General features: G+C 63.2%; 14 protein-coding genes. 7 read left to right on the top strand and 7 right to left on the bottom strand.

Annotated elements, in window-relative coordinates; all coding sequences use genetic code 11:
- Window positions 1-32 precede the first annotated feature (32 nt).
- Window positions 33-488 carry a hypothetical protein gene (locus tag AAFN55_RS17845; RefSeq protein ID WP_347800328.1) on the top strand — a complete coding sequence of 152 codons (456 nt, stop codon included), beginning with the start codon at window positions 33-35 and terminating at the stop codon, window positions 486-488.
- 3 nt (window positions 489-491) lie between these two features.
- Here the strand turns inward: AAFN55_RS17845 and AAFN55_RS17840 are convergent, their stop codons facing one another.
- From AAFN55_RS17840 to AAFN55_RS17830, 3 genes are all read right to left on the bottom strand, one after another.
- A complete protein-coding gene (locus AAFN55_RS17840; RefSeq protein WP_347800327.1) occupies window positions 492-1,466 on the bottom strand; it encodes a WD40 repeat domain-containing protein in 975 nt (324 codons plus the stop codon).
- 112 nt (window positions 1,467-1,578) lie between these two features.
- Window positions 1,579-2,616 (bottom strand): GTP-binding protein, encoded by a 1,038-nt coding sequence (locus tag AAFN55_RS17835; RefSeq protein ID WP_347800326.1) that lies wholly within the window; start codon window positions 2,614-2,616, stop codon window positions 1,579-1,581.
- Between the two features lie 149 nt (window positions 2,617-2,765).
- A complete protein-coding gene (locus AAFN55_RS17830; RefSeq protein ID WP_347800325.1) occupies window positions 2,766-3,527 on the bottom strand; it encodes a creatininase family protein in 762 nt (253 codons plus the stop codon).
- A 99-nt stretch (window positions 3,528-3,626) separates the two neighbouring features.
- Between AAFN55_RS17830 and AAFN55_RS17825 the strand changes: the two genes are divergently transcribed.
- The 4 genes from AAFN55_RS17825 to AAFN55_RS17810 all read left to right on the top strand — a co-directional run bounded on the left by AAFN55_RS17825 (window position 3,627) and on the right by AAFN55_RS17810 (window position 7,293).
- Window positions 3,627-4,097: a MarR family transcriptional regulator gene (locus tag AAFN55_RS17825; protein ID WP_347800324.1), complete on the top strand. Its 471-nt coding sequence runs from the start codon at window positions 3,627-3,629 to the stop codon at window positions 4,095-4,097.
- An 82-nt stretch (window positions 4,098-4,179) separates the two neighbouring features.
- Window positions 4,180-5,121: a DMT family transporter gene (locus AAFN55_RS17820; RefSeq protein ID WP_347800323.1), complete on the top strand. Its 942-nt coding sequence runs from the start codon at window positions 4,180-4,182 to the stop codon at window positions 5,119-5,121.
- A gap of 74 nt (window positions 5,122-5,195) precedes the next feature.
- Entirely contained in the window at window positions 5,196-6,215 is a 1,020-nt protein-coding gene (locus tag AAFN55_RS17815; RefSeq protein WP_347801036.1) for a LacI family DNA-binding transcriptional regulator, read from the top strand.
- A gap of 142 nt (window positions 6,216-6,357) precedes the next feature.
- On the top strand, window positions 6,358-7,293 hold the full coding sequence (locus tag AAFN55_RS17810; RefSeq protein ID WP_347801035.1) for a 2-hydroxyacid dehydrogenase: 936 nt from the start codon (window positions 6,358-6,360) through the stop codon (window positions 7,291-7,293).
- Between the two features lie 33 nt (window positions 7,294-7,326).
- On the opposite strand, the gene AAFN55_RS17805 is transcribed toward AAFN55_RS17810, so the two are convergent.
- On the bottom strand, window positions 7,327-8,100 hold the full coding sequence (locus tag AAFN55_RS17805; RefSeq protein ID WP_347800322.1) for a gamma-glutamyl-gamma-aminobutyrate hydrolase family protein: 774 nt from the start codon (window positions 8,098-8,100) through the stop codon (window positions 7,327-7,329).
- A 311-nt stretch (window positions 8,101-8,411) separates the two neighbouring features.
- On the opposite strand from AAFN55_RS17805, the gene AAFN55_RS17800 reads away from it, so the two are divergent.
- Window positions 8,412-9,509 (top strand): TRAP transporter substrate-binding protein, encoded by a 1,098-nt coding sequence (locus AAFN55_RS17800; RefSeq protein WP_347800321.1) that lies wholly within the window; start codon window positions 8,412-8,414, stop codon window positions 9,507-9,509.
- A 97-nt stretch (window positions 9,510-9,606) separates the two neighbouring features.
- Here the strand turns inward: AAFN55_RS17800 and AAFN55_RS17795 are convergent, their stop codons facing one another.
- From AAFN55_RS17795 to AAFN55_RS17785, 3 genes are all read right to left on the bottom strand, one after another.
- A complete protein-coding gene (locus tag AAFN55_RS17795; protein ID WP_347800320.1) occupies window positions 9,607-10,245 on the bottom strand; it encodes an exopolysaccharide biosynthesis protein in 639 nt (212 codons plus the stop codon).
- A 74-nt stretch (window positions 10,246-10,319) separates the two neighbouring features.
- A complete protein-coding gene (locus tag AAFN55_RS17790) occupies window positions 10,320-11,711 on the bottom strand; it encodes a TRAP transporter large permease subunit (protein WP_347800319.1) in 1,392 nt (463 codons plus the stop codon).
- Window positions 11,711-12,268 carry a TRAP transporter small permease subunit gene (locus AAFN55_RS17785; RefSeq protein WP_347800318.1) on the bottom strand — a complete coding sequence of 186 codons (558 nt, stop codon included), beginning with the start codon at window positions 12,266-12,268 and terminating at the stop codon, window positions 11,711-11,713. The genes AAFN55_RS17790 and AAFN55_RS17785 overlap by 1 nt, the downstream gene beginning before the upstream one ends.
- A 390-nt stretch (window positions 12,269-12,658) precedes the next feature.
- Between AAFN55_RS17785 and AAFN55_RS17780 the strand changes: the two genes are divergently transcribed.
- Window positions 12,659-16,135 carry an indolepyruvate ferredoxin oxidoreductase family protein gene (locus AAFN55_RS17780; RefSeq protein ID WP_347800317.1) on the top strand — a complete coding sequence of 1,159 codons (3,477 nt, stop codon included), beginning with the start codon at window positions 12,659-12,661 and terminating at the stop codon, window positions 16,133-16,135.
- Window positions 16,136-16,184 lie beyond the last annotated feature (49 nt).

Below are 16,184 nucleotides of genomic sequence, written 5' to 3'. Positions count from 1 at the left end.
GATTCGCGACCATGCTGAAAGGAAACCTGTCCATGCGTTCAATTCTCGCGGTTCTCGCTTTTGTTGCCGGACCATCGGGGGCGATGGCGTCCGGCGGCATTTCCTGCGAGGTCGTGGACGATGGGGCAGAGATCGTGATCGGTGGCGGCATGACGCGGGGCATGGGCAGCGCGCTGTTCAGCTTTTCCGCCAGTACGACGATTCTGGATGCGACCGTCGAGGACGATCTTCGCCGAACGGAGTTCGAACGCGGTCACCTCCCGCAATACTGGTTCGACGGTGAAACGCTGAAGCTGCGGCTCTATCGCGAGCGAGAGGGCGATGCGCCGCACGGTTATGTCGAGATGCTCGTCGAGACCGCGCTCAACGAGACGACGAGCACGTTCGCCGGGACCTATGCGATCAGCACATACAACATGACGGGTGCGAGCGGCGGCGAGGCGCGCAAGACCGAGACTGCCGGAGAGATCGTCTGCAGCGTCGAGTGAGGCTCAGCCCGCCACGTCGATGACGCCGCAGTCGCCCGCTTCGGACCCGAAGGCGATGCGGCGGCCTTCAGCGTCCCAGTCGAGCGCCGTGATCGCGCCTTTGCCCGGGCGGCGCAGCAGCACTTCCTTCTGGTCGGCGATGCGGCCCGCGAGCACCATCCCGTCGGCAAAACCGATCGCGACGACGTCGTCGGTCGGGTGGCAGGCGACCGACGTGACCATCGAATCGCCGCGCGTGCCAAGTTCGACGGGCGCCTTGCCCATGGGGCCGTCCTTGGTCAGGAAGGGCCAGACGATCGCAGCCGGAGCGCCTGAACTGGCAAGCCAACGGCCCTTCGCGCTCCACGACAGCGACTTCACCTTCACCGGGTAGCCGGCCATGCGCATGTGCTTGCCATCTGCGAGCTTCCAGCCGTGCAGCGCGTTTTCCTGCATGGTGGTGACGAGGAAATTGCCGTCCGGCGAGAATGTGACGCCGGTATGCGCGCCCGCCCATTCCAGTTCGACGGGCTTGCCCTCGGCGGCGGGGAAATGCAGCGTCGCGCCGTTGTAGCGCGCGACCGCGATCCGCATGCCCTTCGGTGCGAAAGCGATGCCTTCCACCGAGCGCGGATGCTGGAATTCCTTCACCTTGCCGTCGGGAAGACGGACATAGGCCGTCCTGCCGGTGGCGTATGCGATCGCACCGCGCGGACCGGCAGCGACGGTCGTCACCCATTTGCGGCCGATCGAAGCGATCTCTGTCTTCGATCCGTCCGGCTTGACCTCGAAGACCTTGCCGTCCTCGCCGCCGGTGATCAGCGATTGTCCTCCGTCGCCGGGCACGGCCGCCAGAAGGCCGTCATGCACGGCTTCGTGCTTGTGGCCGTTGTCGAGGCGATGCACGACGCCATCGGCGAGCGCGAAATGCGGGATGTTTCCGAGCCAGACTGCGGCGACGCAGTGCGCATCGAGATCGAGGGGAGCAACGGTGGGCATCGATACCTGTGTCTGATTGTTCCTGCCGCGAGCCTCATACAGGCTCGTGGCGGCAAGAGCGAGTGCTCATCAAGCCTTCCGCGCGAAGCGTGACAAAAGTCTCTTGCAAGCCCTAAGCCTGGCAGGCCTCAAAAGTGCGCGTCAGGCGCTCCACGTCGAGGTCGCGGCCGATGAACACCAGCCGGCTCTCGTGCTTCTCCGCATCCTTCCAGGGACGCTGGTGGTCACCTTCGAGCAGCATGTGCACGCCCTGCACGACGTAACGATCCGGATCGTCCTTCAGCGCGATGATGCCCTTGAGGCGCAGGATGTTGGGGCCGTCCATCTGCGTCGTCTTTTCCAGCCATGGGAAGAACTTCTTCGGGTCCATCTCGCCGCTGCGCAGCGAGATCGATTTCACCGAGACGTCGTGGATCGCGGATGCCTCGCCGTGGTGATGGTCGTGATGGTCGTGATCGCAATCCGGGCCGCATTCGTGGTCGTGATCGTGATCCTGCGCGTCGAGGAAATGCGGGTCGTTATCCAGCGCCCGCTTCAGGTCGAACGCGCCACGATCCAGCACCTCGCTCAGCGCCACGCCGGAGCGCTCGGTCTTGTGGATCTTGGCCGCGGGGTTGATCGCGCGCACGGCTGCCTCGACGGCGCGGAGTTCTTCCGGCGTCACGAGATCGGTCTTGTTGAGGACCACGACGTCGGCAAATGCGATCTGGTCTTCGGCTTCCTTGGAGTCCTTCAGGCGCAGCGGCAGGTGCTTGGCATCGACCAGCGCGACGACGGCGTCGAGCTTGGTCTTGGCGCGCACGTCGTCGTCCATGAAGAAGGTCTGCGCCACCGGCGCGGGGTCGGCGAGGCCGGTCGTCTCGACCAGAATGGCGTCGAAACGGCCGGGACGTCGCATCAGGCCTTCGACGGTGCGGATCAGGTCGCCGCGCACCGTGCAGCAGATGCAGCCATTGTTCATCTCGTAGATTTCCTCGTCGGATTCCACGATCAGATCATTGTCGATGCCGATCTCGCCGAACTCGTTGACGATGACGGCGTAGCGCTTGCCGTGATCCTCGGTGAGGATACGGTTCAAAAGCGTGGTCTTGCCGGAGCCGAGATAGCCGGTGAGCACCGTCACCGGGATTTGGGCCTGTGCCTCGGGCATGATGTCCTCTTTGGGGAAAAATGGATGTCGAGAGGTCATATAGGCCTTCGATGCAGCGAATGCACGTCGCTCCGGCACGGTCCCGGTTCAAAAATTACGAACAGTTCATTCGCCGGGCTGAACTGCGGCGATGTCAAAAACTGGAGGCTTCACTTCAGCCTCGCCATGTCGAACCGCGCCACGTCCCCCAGCAGTTCCGCAAACCCGCTCGCAGCGTGGTCCAGCATGGCTTCTCCCGCTTCCGCTGTTGCGGCTGCTGCGTTCCCCGCCACGCCGTCCGGGTTGAGATCGCTCATCATCCAGCCGAAGGCATGCGGACCATAGGCGCGGAGATGCGTGAATTCCTGTGCAAATTCCGTTTGCGCGGAGGGGAAGTCGCGCGCCTTTGTCATGTCGACCAGTTCCGGCCGCAGCGCGAGCATCACGGAGGTTTCGATGAAACCGCCATGGATGCCGATCGCGCGTTCTTCCGGCGAAACGATCGGCAGCGGATACCCGAACCGCGTCCAACTCGTCGCGACCGCCAGCATGGCGTGTCGCACACGCAGTTCGGTCGCGACGATCGTCATCAGCGGCGAGTTCCCGCCATGGGCGTTCAGCATCACGAACCGACTGATCCCTTGCCGGAGGCACTCCTCACCGATGCCGATCCAGCGGTTCACGGCCTCGTCGAAGGCTAGCGACTTCGTGCCCGGCACGTCCAAGTGCTCGATCGAATAGCCGATCGTTTCGACCGGCAGAACGATCACGTCAGCGCCTTGCGGAAGGCGGCCTATTGCACGCTCGACCACGCCCTGCGCGATGATGCTGTCGGTCTCGAACGGCAGATGCGGGCCATGCTGCTCCGTCGCGCCGAGGGGCAAGATGGCGATGGTGTTGCGCATATCCGGTTTTGTTTCGCTGGCTGTCATGTTTCTGATATGTCGCTCTGGCATAGCATCGCATCGGAGCGGTCAGCCTATCGTGCCGCATGACCGACAAGCAACGTGCATAGCAGGGGGAAAGCCTTGATGGCAAAGGCGAACAAGGCGGCAGCGATGAGCCGGCTTCATTCGGCGGCGCGCCTCTCGCGCACCGCACTCGCGGCGCGGCTTCTGACGCACGGCTTCTATGCCGGGCAGGACCAGATCATGATCGCGCTCGACCGCGAGGACGGGCAGACGCCCGGGCAACTGGCCACCCGGCTCGGTGTGCGGCCACCCACAGTGACCAAGACGATCAACCGCCTGCAAAGCCAGGGTTATCTCGACAAGCGCGCTTCGGATTCCGATGCGCGGCAGGCGAACGTGTTTCTCACCGACGAGGGCCGCAACGCGATCAAGTCGATCGAGAAGGCCGTGCGCAAGACCGAGAAACAGGCGCTGAAAGGCCTGGACAAGAAAGAGCAGAAGGCGCTGCTCAAGCTCCTGGCGCGGGTCGAATCCAACCTCAACGGGGCAGTCGTCCCCGATGACGAAGACGATCCCGACACCGAGGAATAGCGCGCGCGTGGGACTTTGGACTTGCGCGACCGAACCTGTTGATCGATGAAGTCTGAGTACATCCAGTATCAGGCCCTCTGATTTGACCTCCACGACCAACAGAAGCGACACGGCGACGCCGTCCCCGGCAATCGTGCTCGTGATCTGCGCTTGCTTTCTCTTCGCGTGCCTCGATACGTCCGCGAAATATCTGGTTCAGCAGGGCATGCGGCCGGAATTCGTGTCCTGGGCGCGTTTTGCGATCCATGTCGTGGCCGTGCTGGTGCTGTTCCGCGCATGGTCGAACCCGTCGATGTTCAAGGTGAAGAGCCTGCCGGCGCAGATCCTGCGCGGCGTCTTCCTGTTCGGCTCCACGGTCTTCAATTTCCTTGCGCTGCAGACGCTGCAACTCGCCGAGACGGTTTCGATCTATTTCTTCGCACCGATGGTGATCACGGCGCTTGCCGGTCCGCTGCTTGGCGAATGGGCCGGCTGGCGGCGCTGGATGGCCGTGCTGGTCGGGTTCGTCGGCGTGCTCGTCATCACGCGGCCGGGTTTCGGCGATTTCGGCGTCGGCCATGTCTTCGCGCTGATCTCGATGTCGAGCTATTGCTTCTACGTCATCATGACGCGCCGGATGGGGGCGATCGAGACGGCGGAAAGCCTGATCTTCTATTCGGCTCTGGCCCCCGTGCTGCTGATGCTGCCGTTCGTACCGTCGGTCGCGTCCTTTCCGCAGGATGGCCTTCAGTGGGTCCTGTTCCTGATGCTCGGCCTGCTTGGCGGGTTCGGGCATTGGCTCCTGATCAAGGCCTACAAGCAGGCGACGGCCTCGGCGCTCGCGCCATATCCCTATTCGCAGATGATCTGGATGATCGGCTTCGGCTATCTCGTCTTCGATGATTTCCCGGATTGGTGGACGCTGGGCGGAGCGGCCATCATCGTCGCCAGCGGCCTTTACATCATCCATCGCGAGCATCGGCTCAGGCTGCTGGAGCGCTCGGCTCCGAACAGCGAAGACCAGTCATTGGCAAAAAAGCTTTGAATTGTCACAGTCGGGTGCCATAAGTCCTTTTAAACAGTTTAAAGACGTTGCACAGCTCCGGGAGGAGGGGTTCCCTGGCACAAAAGATCAAGCTCTCGACGATCGCCGAAGCGCTCGGCGTCTCGACCGCCACGGTGTCTCTGGCGCTGCGCGACAGCCCGTTGGTCGCCGACGGCACGCGCGAGCGCATCAAGGAACACGCGCGCACTATCGGCTACATCTACAACCGGCGCGCGGCGAGCCTTCGCACCTCGCGCTCGGGCATCGTGGGTGTCGTCGTGCACGACATCATGAACCCATTCTTCGCCGAAATCCTGCGCTCGATCGAGAGCGAGCTGGACCGCAGCCGGCAGACTTTCCTCCTGTCCAACCACTACGATCAGCTCGAAAAGCAGCGCACCTTCATCGACACGCTGCTGCAACTCGGCGCCGACGGCGTGATCATGTCGCCGGCGATCGGAACGCCGCCGCAGGATATCCAGCTTGCCGAGGATAATGGGCTGCCGGCGGTACTGATCGCGCGATCGGTCGAGGGGGCCGATGTGCCGGTGTTTCGCGGCGACGATTCCTATGGCATCGGGATCGCCACCAACCATCTGATCTCGCTCGGTCACCGCCGCATCGTGATGATCGGCGGCACGGACCAGACCTCCACCGGCCGAGATCGCTATCGCGGCTACGTCATCGCCATGGAGAATGCCGGGCTGGAGGTCCGCACCGACTGGCGCATGCCCGGCCCCCGGACGAAGCAGGGCGGCTTCGAGGCCTCCCAGCAATTCCTGGCGCACAAGGACAAGCCGACCGCGGCGGTTTGCTGGAACGACCTGGTCGCGATCGGTCTCATGAACGGTATCTACCGGGCCGGCCTGACACCGGGCGTCGACGTGTCCGTAACCGGGTACGACGATCTCGAGGAAGCCGCGATCGCCACGCCGGCGCTGACGACCGTATGGAACGGCCAGCGCGAAGTGGGGCGGCGTGCGGCGCGTGCGCTGCTCGATCGCCTGAACGGCATCGAAATCCATGGCGGGCAAGAGCTGATCCGGCCCGAACTCCATGTCAGGCAATCGACCGGAAAACCGGTCGAGCGCTAAAAGCCTACCAACATAGCGGCGCCGGTGGTCGTCCAAGGTTCAAACTTGGGATGACTTCCTCTAGTCTGCGCGCCGATAGTCGCATTCAGGAGAGCATGCAGTGTCGAAACGTCAAGAAGCCACGATCCTCGTACCATCGCATATGCATAAGCATGCGGTTGAACGCCTCAATGCCTTGTTCCCGACACTGAATGTGAAGGCTGCCGATGCAAGCCTTCTTTCCGAGGACGAGCGTGGGAGCGTGCGCGGCATCGCTTCGATGACCCGGATCGACGCTGCCTTCATCGATGCCCTGCCCAATCTCGAAATCATCGCGAGCTTCGGTGTCGGCTACGACCATGTCGATGCGAAGCATGCAGGGTCCAAGGGCGTCATGGTGACGAATACGCCCGACGTCCTCACCGAGGAGGTCGCCGACACGGCGATCGGCCTGCTCATCAACGCCGTTCGCGAACTGCCGAAGGCGGAAGCGTGGCTGCGCGCGGGAAAATGGGCCAGCGCGGGCAATTACCCGCTGACACGCGGCACGTTGCGGGCGCGCTCGGTGGGCATCTTCGGCATGGGGCGCATCGGCCTGGCGATCGCGCGCCGTGTCGAGGCATTCGGTCTGCCGGTCAGTTATCACAACCGCCGCAAGGTCGACGGGCTCGGCTATGCCTATCACGACACGCTGGTCGGCCTTGCAAAAAGCGTCGATACGCTGATCTCGGTCGCGCCCGGCGGCGCGTCGACTGAGAAGGCGGTGAACGCCGAAGTGCTGGCGGCGCTCGGCCCGACAGGCGTGTTCGTCAATATCGGGCGTGGCACCACGGTCGATGAGGCGGCGCTGGCAAAGGCGCTTTCGGACGGCACGATCATGGCGGCCGGCCTCGACGTCTTCGAAAAGGAACCGAACGTCCCGGACGATCTCATGCAGGCGCCGAATGCGAGCCTGCTTCCGCATGTCGGCTCCGCGTCGCTCCATACGCGTCAGGCGATGGCCGATCTCGTCGTCGACAATCTCGTGTCGTGGTTCGACGAGGGCAAGCCGCTGACGGCGGTGCCGGAGACGGTGCACGTCAAGAACGGTAAGGCCTGAGCCCACCGCTCCGCTTCCGCTGGGTGGAAGCGGCTACTCGGCCGCTGCCAGCCGGCCGCCGCGCGCGGCGGCATGGTCTCTAGCTGCATCGCCGAAAGCCTTGAACACGCGCGCCGATGCATCGTCGGACTTCGCCCAGTATTCCGGGTGCCACTGGACGCCGACCGCGAAGGCGCGTGCGTTGATCACGGACACCGCCTCGACGGTGCCATCCTGCGCCACGGCTTCGACCTGCAACCGGTCGCCCAACCGATCGACGGCCTGCCGGTGGACCGAGTTGACCATCACCTCGCCCGCCCCGAAGATGCCTGCGAGGCAGCTTCCCGGCTTGATCGAAACCGGCTGGCGGATGGCGAAGCGCTCGTTCTGATCGTCGCTCACCGGGGCGCGGTGGTCGAGCCTGCCCTCCTGCTCCTGGATCTCGCTGGCCAGCGTGCCGCCCAGCGCCACGTTCAGTTCCTGGATGCCGCGGCAGATCGCGAGCAGCGGCACGCCACGCTCGATCGCCATGCGGATCAGCGGCAGGGTGGTGGAATCGCGCGCTTCGTCATACGGGCCGTCGGCCTCCGTCGCTTCGGCACCGTAGAGAGAGGGGTGGACGTTGGATTTCGACCCGGTGACCATCACGCCATCGACCCGGGCCAGCAACGATTCGAGATCGAGCCGTTCGCCGAAGGACGGCACGAGCAGCGGAAACACGTCTGCCACGGAAATCGCAGCATCGAGATATTGCTGCGGGGCCGCATGCCACGTGTAGTTGTCGAACTGGCGGACATCGGTCGACACGGCGACGAGAGGCTGGTTCATGGCGTTTCCGAACCGGATCGGGCCCGGCCTTTCCTGACAGATTTCTACAAATCTCTAGCCTGATCGCGGCTATTTTCCAAGCGCGAGGCCTTGTGCCAGGAAGCACCCGGAAAGACGTCAATAATCGAGCACAACGCCTTGCTGCACAACGCGATAGCACTTTCGTCTCATGCGTCCATTCGGCTGGACTCGCGTGACTCAGCGTGTATTTATACGCGCCGGCTACCGGGGGGAGGCTGCGCTTGCTGCGCGGTTTTGCCTCGATCTCCGTTTTTCTTGGGATCAAAAAATCCACTTTGGGAGGTACATCCATGGATCGTCGTTCGTTTATCACAAAGGCTGGCTTTGCCGGTGCGGGTGCTGTCGCCGCGTCCACGCTCGCCGCGCCTGCAATCGCACAGGGCAACCAGACCTGGCGCATGGTCACCACATGGCCGAAGAACTTTCCCGGTCTCGGTGTCGGCGCGCAGCGTCTTGGTGACCGCATCACGGCAGCATCGGGCGGCCGTCTGACCATTCAGGTCTATTCCGCAGGCGAACTCGTGCCGCCGCTTCAGTCGCTCGACGCAGTCATCGAAGGTTCGGCCGAGATGAGCCACGGCGCTGCCTATTACTGGCAGAACAAAAGCGCCGGCCTCTCCTTCTTCACCGGCGTTCCCTACGGCATGACCTCGCGCGAGTTAACCGCGTGGGTTCGCCACCTCGGCGGCCAGGAAATCTGGGACGAAATCTACGACCAGTTCGGGGTTCAGGCATTTCTGTCGGGTGATACCGGCACGCAGGCCGGCGGCTGGTTCCGCAACGAACTGACCGGCGTGTCCGATATCCAAGGCCTTCGCTTCCGCACGCCCGGCCTTGGCGGCCAGGTGTGGGAGAAGCTTGGCGCATCCGTCACCAACATGGCGGCCGGCGAAATCTTCCAGGCTCTCCAGTCCGGGACGCTCGACGCGGCCGAGTTCGTGGGTCCCTACAACGACCTGGCACTCGGTTTCTACCAGATCGCCAAGAACTACTACTTCCCGAGCTTCATCGAGCCGGGCCTGGCGACCGAGCTGGTCGTCGACAAGGCGAAATTCCAGGAACTGCCGGCCGATCTTCAGGCGATCGTCAAGGATGCCTGTGCGGCTGAATACGACAACGTCGCTGCTGACTTCGCCGCGAACGATCCGCGCGCGCTCCAGACGCTCGTCAACGATCACGGCGTGAAGGTTCTGCCGTTCCCCGACGAGATCCTCGAGGCGGGTGCGGTTGCGGCCAAGGAGGTCATGACGGGCCTGCTGGACTCCAGCGACGCCCTGACCAAGAAGACCGCCGAGAGCTTCGTTTCGGCGCTCAACATCGTTCGCCAGAAGACCGAAGGCACCGACTCGCTCTTCATCCAGGCGCGCGAGAAGTACTTCCATATCTGATCGTTGAGGTCGGACTGAAAACACGAAGCCCGGGAGCGAAATCCCGGGCTTTTTTCATGATCTAGCTGTGAGCTTTCGGAAGGCTGTCCATTCGGACCTAGCCGCCGAACATCGAGGCGAGCCCGCGTCCCGCCGTTATCGCGGCGTAGCCGAGAACCGAGAAATAGACCACCGTCGCCGCGAGCATCCCGTATCCCGCCAGCACCAGGTACCCGTCGCGCTGCGACATGCCGATGCAGAGGAACAGGATGGCGAAGGCGGGCAAGGTGTTCGAGAAGGGCACCAGCCCGAGCGGAAACAACAGCAGGACGCCGCCGGCGACGATCGCAAGACCGTTTACCCTGCCGGCAAAACCGCTTCCGGTGATCGCCTTGGCCCGCGGCCTGATCACGCCCTCGATGCGGTCGATCAGCGAAACACCGCGCTCGAGCACCGATCGCAGCTTCCCACCGTCGATCGAGCGATCCATGAGCCTGGACGGAAGCCAAGGGGTACGGTTCAGCGCGACTGCAAACCCCAGCAGAATGATCGCGAGGCCGAAGACCGTGCTGACGCCGGGGATCGAAACCGGCAGGAGGAAAGGAACGGTCAACAGCGCGCACAGCAGGAGCGGTCCGTGGTCGCCGATCTCCGCCAGCATCTGCCTTAGCGTGACGCCCTTGTCGTCGATCATGTCGATGGTCCGCTGAAGTGCGGACTTCATCGATTCGGCGCGATCGTCGTAGGCGACACTCATCCGGCATTCCTCAGCGCATAAAAAAGGGCCGGTAGAGGTCATCCACCGGCCCTGCATTCGGTGTCAATCGCCGATCAGCTATAGATCCAACGCGGCAGCCATGTGGCAAGCCCCGGGAAAGCAAACATCAGCGCCATGGCAACGAGTTGCAGACATACGAAGGGAATGATGCCCTTGTAGATCATGCCCGTGGTCACACTCGCTGGCGCCACACCTCTCAGGTAGAACAGAGAGAAGCCGAACGGCGGCGTCAGGAACGACGTCTGGAGGTTCACACCGACGAGAACGCCAAGCCAGACCGGGTCTACGCCCAGCGTGAGAAGGATCGGTGCGGTGATCGGGATCACGATGAAGATGATCTCGAACGTGTCCAGGATGAAGCCGAGCAGGAACATGATGAACATCACGACGGCAACCGCCGCCAATGTTCCGCCCGGCAAGCCTTCGAGGAACTCGTGAACGAGGTTCTCGCCGCCCATCAGGCGGAAGACGATCGAGAACACCGAGGCGCCCAGCAGAATGACGAACACCATAGACGTGATCGTGGCCGTCGATATCACCGCCTGACGCAGGATGGTGAACGACAGTTTCCAGCGAAGCGCCGACAGGACCATCGCGCCGACAGCGCCGACCGATGCAGCCTCAGTGGCTGTAGCAATGCCGCCGAGAATCGAACCCAGAACCGCTATGATCAGAAGCAGCGGTGGCACCAGCGCAACGATCACTTCCCGGAACAGATCCTTCTTTTCCGCCTCGGGAACGGGTGTTGCCGGGCATGACGTCGGATCGGTGATCGCCTTAAAGATCATCCAGGACAAATAGAGCGCCACAAGAAGGAGGCCGGGAAGAATCGCGCCGGCGAAGAGATCGCCGACCGAGACTGGCGCAGGCGCGAAATTGCCCTTCGCCATCTGCACTTGCGCATTGATGCCGGCCAGGATGTCTCCCATGAAAATCAGGACCGTCGAGGGGGGGATGATCTGGCCGAGCGTTCCGGACGCGCAGATGACGCCGGTGGCCAGCTTGGGATCGTAGTTCGCACGCAGCATTGCCGGCAGCGAGATTAGACCCATCGTCACGACGGTCGCGCCGACCACGCCGGTCGACGCCGCCAGCAGCGCTCCCACGATGATGACTGAGATGCCGAGGCCGCCACGCATGTTGCCGAACAGCTTGCCCATCGTCGTGAGTAGTTGCTCTGCGATCGTGGACCGTTCGAGCATCACGCCCATGAAGATGAAAAGCGGAACGGCGACCAGAACCTCGTTTGTCATGAAGCCGATATAGCGCGGTGCAAGGCTGCCGAGATTGGACGGGTCGAAGACGCCGAACCACATGCCGACGAGACCGAACATCAAAGAAACGCCGGCAAGCGAGAAGGCCACCGGGAAACCCAGCATAAGGAAGCCGATGATGCCGAAGAACATCAGGCCGGCGAGAATCTCGCCGATAAGTACCGGATCCATTAGTGGGAGCCCCCGTCATTTTCGTAGCGCAGATGCGCAGGCAAGAGATGCTCGCTGCGTGTGAGGACCAGGATCGAGCGCAGCGCCATGGCGATGCCCTGCAAGGCCACGACAGCGGTGAAGACCATGATGAACGACTTGAGGATGAAGTATCCCCTCAGTCCCCCGGGGTTGGGAGAGCCTTCGTAGATCCGCCACGAGCGGGCCACGTAATTCCAGCCATACGCATAGACGATCCAGCAAAACGGCAGCAGGAAGAAAACGACGCCGATAAAATCGATCAAGGCCTTTCGCTCGATCGATGCCGGCCGATAGAAAATATCCACGCGCACGTGGTCATTTCTCAAAAGCGCGAAACCTGCGACTGCGGTGAACATCGCGCCGTTCAGCCATACGTAAAGGTCCTGCATCCAAAGTTGTGTCGTGGAGAAGAAGTAGCGCTGAACCACGACAGTGAAGCAGACGAGCACGATGGCAAGGGACAGCCATGAGAATGTCTTGCCGATTATCGAGTTAAGTCCGCTGATGGCGCGGATGATGAAGACGAGTATGTTCATAGGTTCCATCCCGGCAGTCGTTTCCGGTCAAGATGCGCCCGAAGGCGATCATCGAGTCTCGATCGCATGAATTGTCCTCCCTCGCGGCAGCGCCGCACTCCCCCACGTCTTCCGCCGCACATGATCGAGGCGCCGCCCCTTGAATTTCGGCTGGCTCGATCATGGTGAGCGATCGCCGATAGCAGCTTGCACCAGACTTGGAAAGCAATGCTGGCCCGTTTTTTGTCCACAAATTCCACCTGCCGCAAGGTCTTGCGACAGATTCGTTCGTCGATGGTTGGGCCGGCGACACAATCGCAATCCTAGCGAAATTCGTTGACGTGGATGCATGGGGCGGAAACACTGCGGCCTCGTGGCATACCGCTTCGGGGAGCGGCGGAGGAGATTTGGATGACACTTCACGAGGTTGCTCTCGACGACAAATTCGACCTGTCCAAAGAGCGGATTTTCGTCTCCGGCTCGCAGGCCGTCATCCGCATGCTGATGATGCAACGCGAGCGTGACTTGCGCGCCGGTCTGCGTACGGCAGGCTTCATTTCGGGCTACCGCGGTTCGCCGCTCGGTGGGCTCGACCAGCAATTGTGGAAGGCGAAGCGCCAGCTCGAGGCCGCCGATATCGTGTTCCAGCCGGGCATCAACGAGGAACTGGCCGCGACCGCGTGCTGGGGCACCCAGCAGACCGAATTGCTTGGCGAGGGCAAGTATGACGGCGTCTTCTCCGTCTGGTACGGCAAAGGCCCCGGCGTCGATCGCTCCGGCGACGTGTTCCGCCATGCCAACCTTGCCGGCACGTCGAAGCATGGCGGCGTGCTGGCTCTGATGGGCGACGACCACACGGCGGAATCCTCCACCAACGCGCATGCGACCGAGTTTGCCTTCGTCGATGCGATGATCCCGATCTTCAACCCCGCCGGCGTGCAGGAACTCGTGGATTACGGCCTCTACGGTTTCGCGTTGTCGCGCTACGCCGGCACGTGGTCGGCGATCAAATGCGTCAAGGACAACATCGAATCGACCGCGTCCGTCGATGTGTCGCTCGACCGTCTAAACATCGTCTATCCCGAGATCGACCTGCCGCCCGGCGGCTTGGGCATCCGGCACGAGATCGACCAGTTCGGCCAGGAAAAGCGCCTCCACGACTACAAGCGCGCGGCGGTCGCGGCGTTCATCCGTGCCAATGGCCTGAACCGCATCATCTATTCGGGCGGAAGCGCGCCGAAGATCGGCATCATCACCATCGGCAAGAGCTATCTCGACGTGCGCCAGGCGCTGGACGAGATCGGCGTCGACGAAGCCACCGCCAACCGCATCGGCGTGCGCCTGTTCAAGGTGGCCTGCCCGTGGCCGCTCGATCTGGAGCATGTCCAGGACTTTGCGCGTGGGCTCGACACGATCATCGTGGTCGAGGAAAAGCGATCGCTCATCGAGGCGCAGCTTCGCGAGGCGCTCTACGGCGCTGCGTCGCAACCGGTCATCATCGGCAAGAAGGACGAGCGCGGCGCGGCGCTGTTCGAAGCCGCCGGCGCGCTCGATCCCAACGATATCGCGATCGCGCTCGGCCAGCGCGTGCTGAAGGTCATCGGCCATTCCGACGAGGTCGCGGGGCGCGTCAGCCAGTTGCGGCAGTTTCAGGCGATGCTCGCCGACACCAAGGACGTCGCGTCGCGCACGCCGTATTTCTGCTCCGGCTGCCCGCACAATTCGTCCACCAAGGTTCCCGAGGGCTCGATCGCCGGCGGCGGCATCGGCTGCCATTTCATGGCGCTCTGGATGGATCGCTCGACGGTCGGCTTCACGGCCATGGGCGGCGAGGGCGTGCAGTGGATCGGCCAGGCGCCGTTCTCCAAGCGCGGGCACATGTTCCAGAATCTCGGCGACGGCACCTACAACCACTCCGGCTCTCTCGCGATCCGCTTCGCACTCGCGAGCGACGCCAACATCACCTACAAGATCCTCTACAACGACGCCGTCGCGATGACCGGCGGCCAGCCGCATGAGGGCGGGTTGACCGTCGACATGATCGCCAATCAGGTTCGCGCCGAGGGCGTCGACCGCATCGCGGTCGTGACGGACGAACCGGACAAATATGCCGGCAAGGTGTCGTTCCCGTCAGGCGCGACCATCCATCATCGCGACGAACTCGATCTGGTCCAGCGCGAATTGCGCGACGTTCCGGGCGTGTCGGTGCTGCTCTACGACCAGACCTGCGCGGCGGAAAAGCGCCGCCGCCGCAAGCGCGGCACGTTCCCCGATCCCGATCGCAGGGTGATCATCAACGAACTCGTCTGCGAGGGCTGCGGCGATTGCGGCGTGAAGTCCAACTGCGTTTCCGTGCAGCCGGTCGAGACCGAGTTCGGCCGCAAGCGCCGCATCGACCAGTCGAGCTGCAACAAGGACTTTTCCTGCGTCAACGGCTTCTGCCCGTCCTTCGTCACGGTGCACGGCGCGAAACTGCGCAAGGCGCAAGGCGTTGCGGGAAGTGCCGATCCGCTCGACGGCGTGCCCACACCCGCGCTGTTCGAGCTCGGCCGGGCAGGGTGGTCGTCCATCATCGACGGCATCGGCGGTACCGGCGTGGTGACGATCGGCGCCGTGCTCGGCATGGCGGCGCATCTCGAAGGCAGGGGTTGCGGCATGATCGACATGGCCGGCCTCGCCCAGAAGGGTGGTGCGGTGTTCAGCCATGTCCGCATCGCACGCATGCCCGAAGACATCCACGCCATCCGCGTGTCGGCCGGCAAGGCCGACCTGATCCTCGGCTGCGACCTCGTCGTGTCAGGCAACAAGAAGGTCCTGTCGGCGGTGCGCGAGGGCGAGACGATCTTCGTCGCGAACACGGCCGAAGTCATGCCGGGCGATTTCGCCCGTTCGGCCGATTTCTCGCTTCCCACGGAGCGCCTGAAGAAGGCGATCCGCGGGGCTGCCGGCGAAGACAAGGCGCATTTCTTCGACGCGACCAAGACGGCTGCCACGCTGTTCGGCAATTCGCTCGGCGCCAACATGTTCATGCTCGGCTTTGCCTATCAGCATGGCGGCTTGCCGCTCTCGGCGGAGGCGGTCGAAAAGGCGATCGACCTCAATGGCCAGGCGGTCAAGATGAACATCGATGCATTCCGCTGGGGCCGCCGCGCCGCGCACGATCCCGAGTTCGTCAAGGGGCTTGTCGATGGACCGGCGACCCAGGCGGCTCCGCAGCAGTCGGATACGCTGGACGACGTCATCTCGCGTCGCGAGGTGTTTCTCACGGCCTATCAGAACGCGGCCTATGCGAAGCGCTACCGCACGAAGCTCGATGCGATCCGCGCCACTGAGGCGCGTGCCGCTCCGGGTTCCACGATGCTGACGGAGGCGGTTGCCCGCAACCTCTTCAAGCTGATGGCGATCAAGGACGAGTATGAGGTGGCGCGCCTCTACACCGACGGCTCGTTCAAGCGGCAGCTTGAAGCGCAGTTCCAGGATTTCGACAGGCTGGAATTCCATCTCGCGCCGCCGATCCTCGGACGCAAGGGCATCGACGGCAAGCCGGCCAAATCGAGCTTCGGCCCGTGGATGATGAAGGCGTTCGGCCTGCTGGCGAGCTTCAGGGGCCTGCGCGGCACGGCGCTCGACGTCTTCGGCTATACGCAGGAGAGGCGCATGGAACGGCGGGTTCTGGCGGATTATGAGAGCGATCTCGACCTGATCCTCGCCGAACTGTCACCCGGCCGGATCGAGGCCGCCGTGGCGCTGGCATCCGTCCCGGCCATGATCCGGGGCTATGGCCACGTCCGGCAGGCGAGCGTCGCGAAGGCCGTTCCGGAGCGCGAGCGGCTGGTCCAGCGGCTCAGGAACACCGCGCCCGAGCGCACGCTGGAGGCGGCGGAATAGGGCATTTCCGTCGGCGGCGGAGCGGGGCCCAACTGTGGTTTATAAGCCT

Origin of the sequence: Mesorhizobium sp. CAU 1732, assembly GCF_039888675.1 — a bacterium.
In the GTDB taxonomy this organism is placed as follows: Bacteria; Pseudomonadota; Alphaproteobacteria; order Rhizobiales; family Rhizobiaceae; genus Aerobium.
This window is presented reverse-complemented; position numbering and strand designations above follow the sequence as displayed.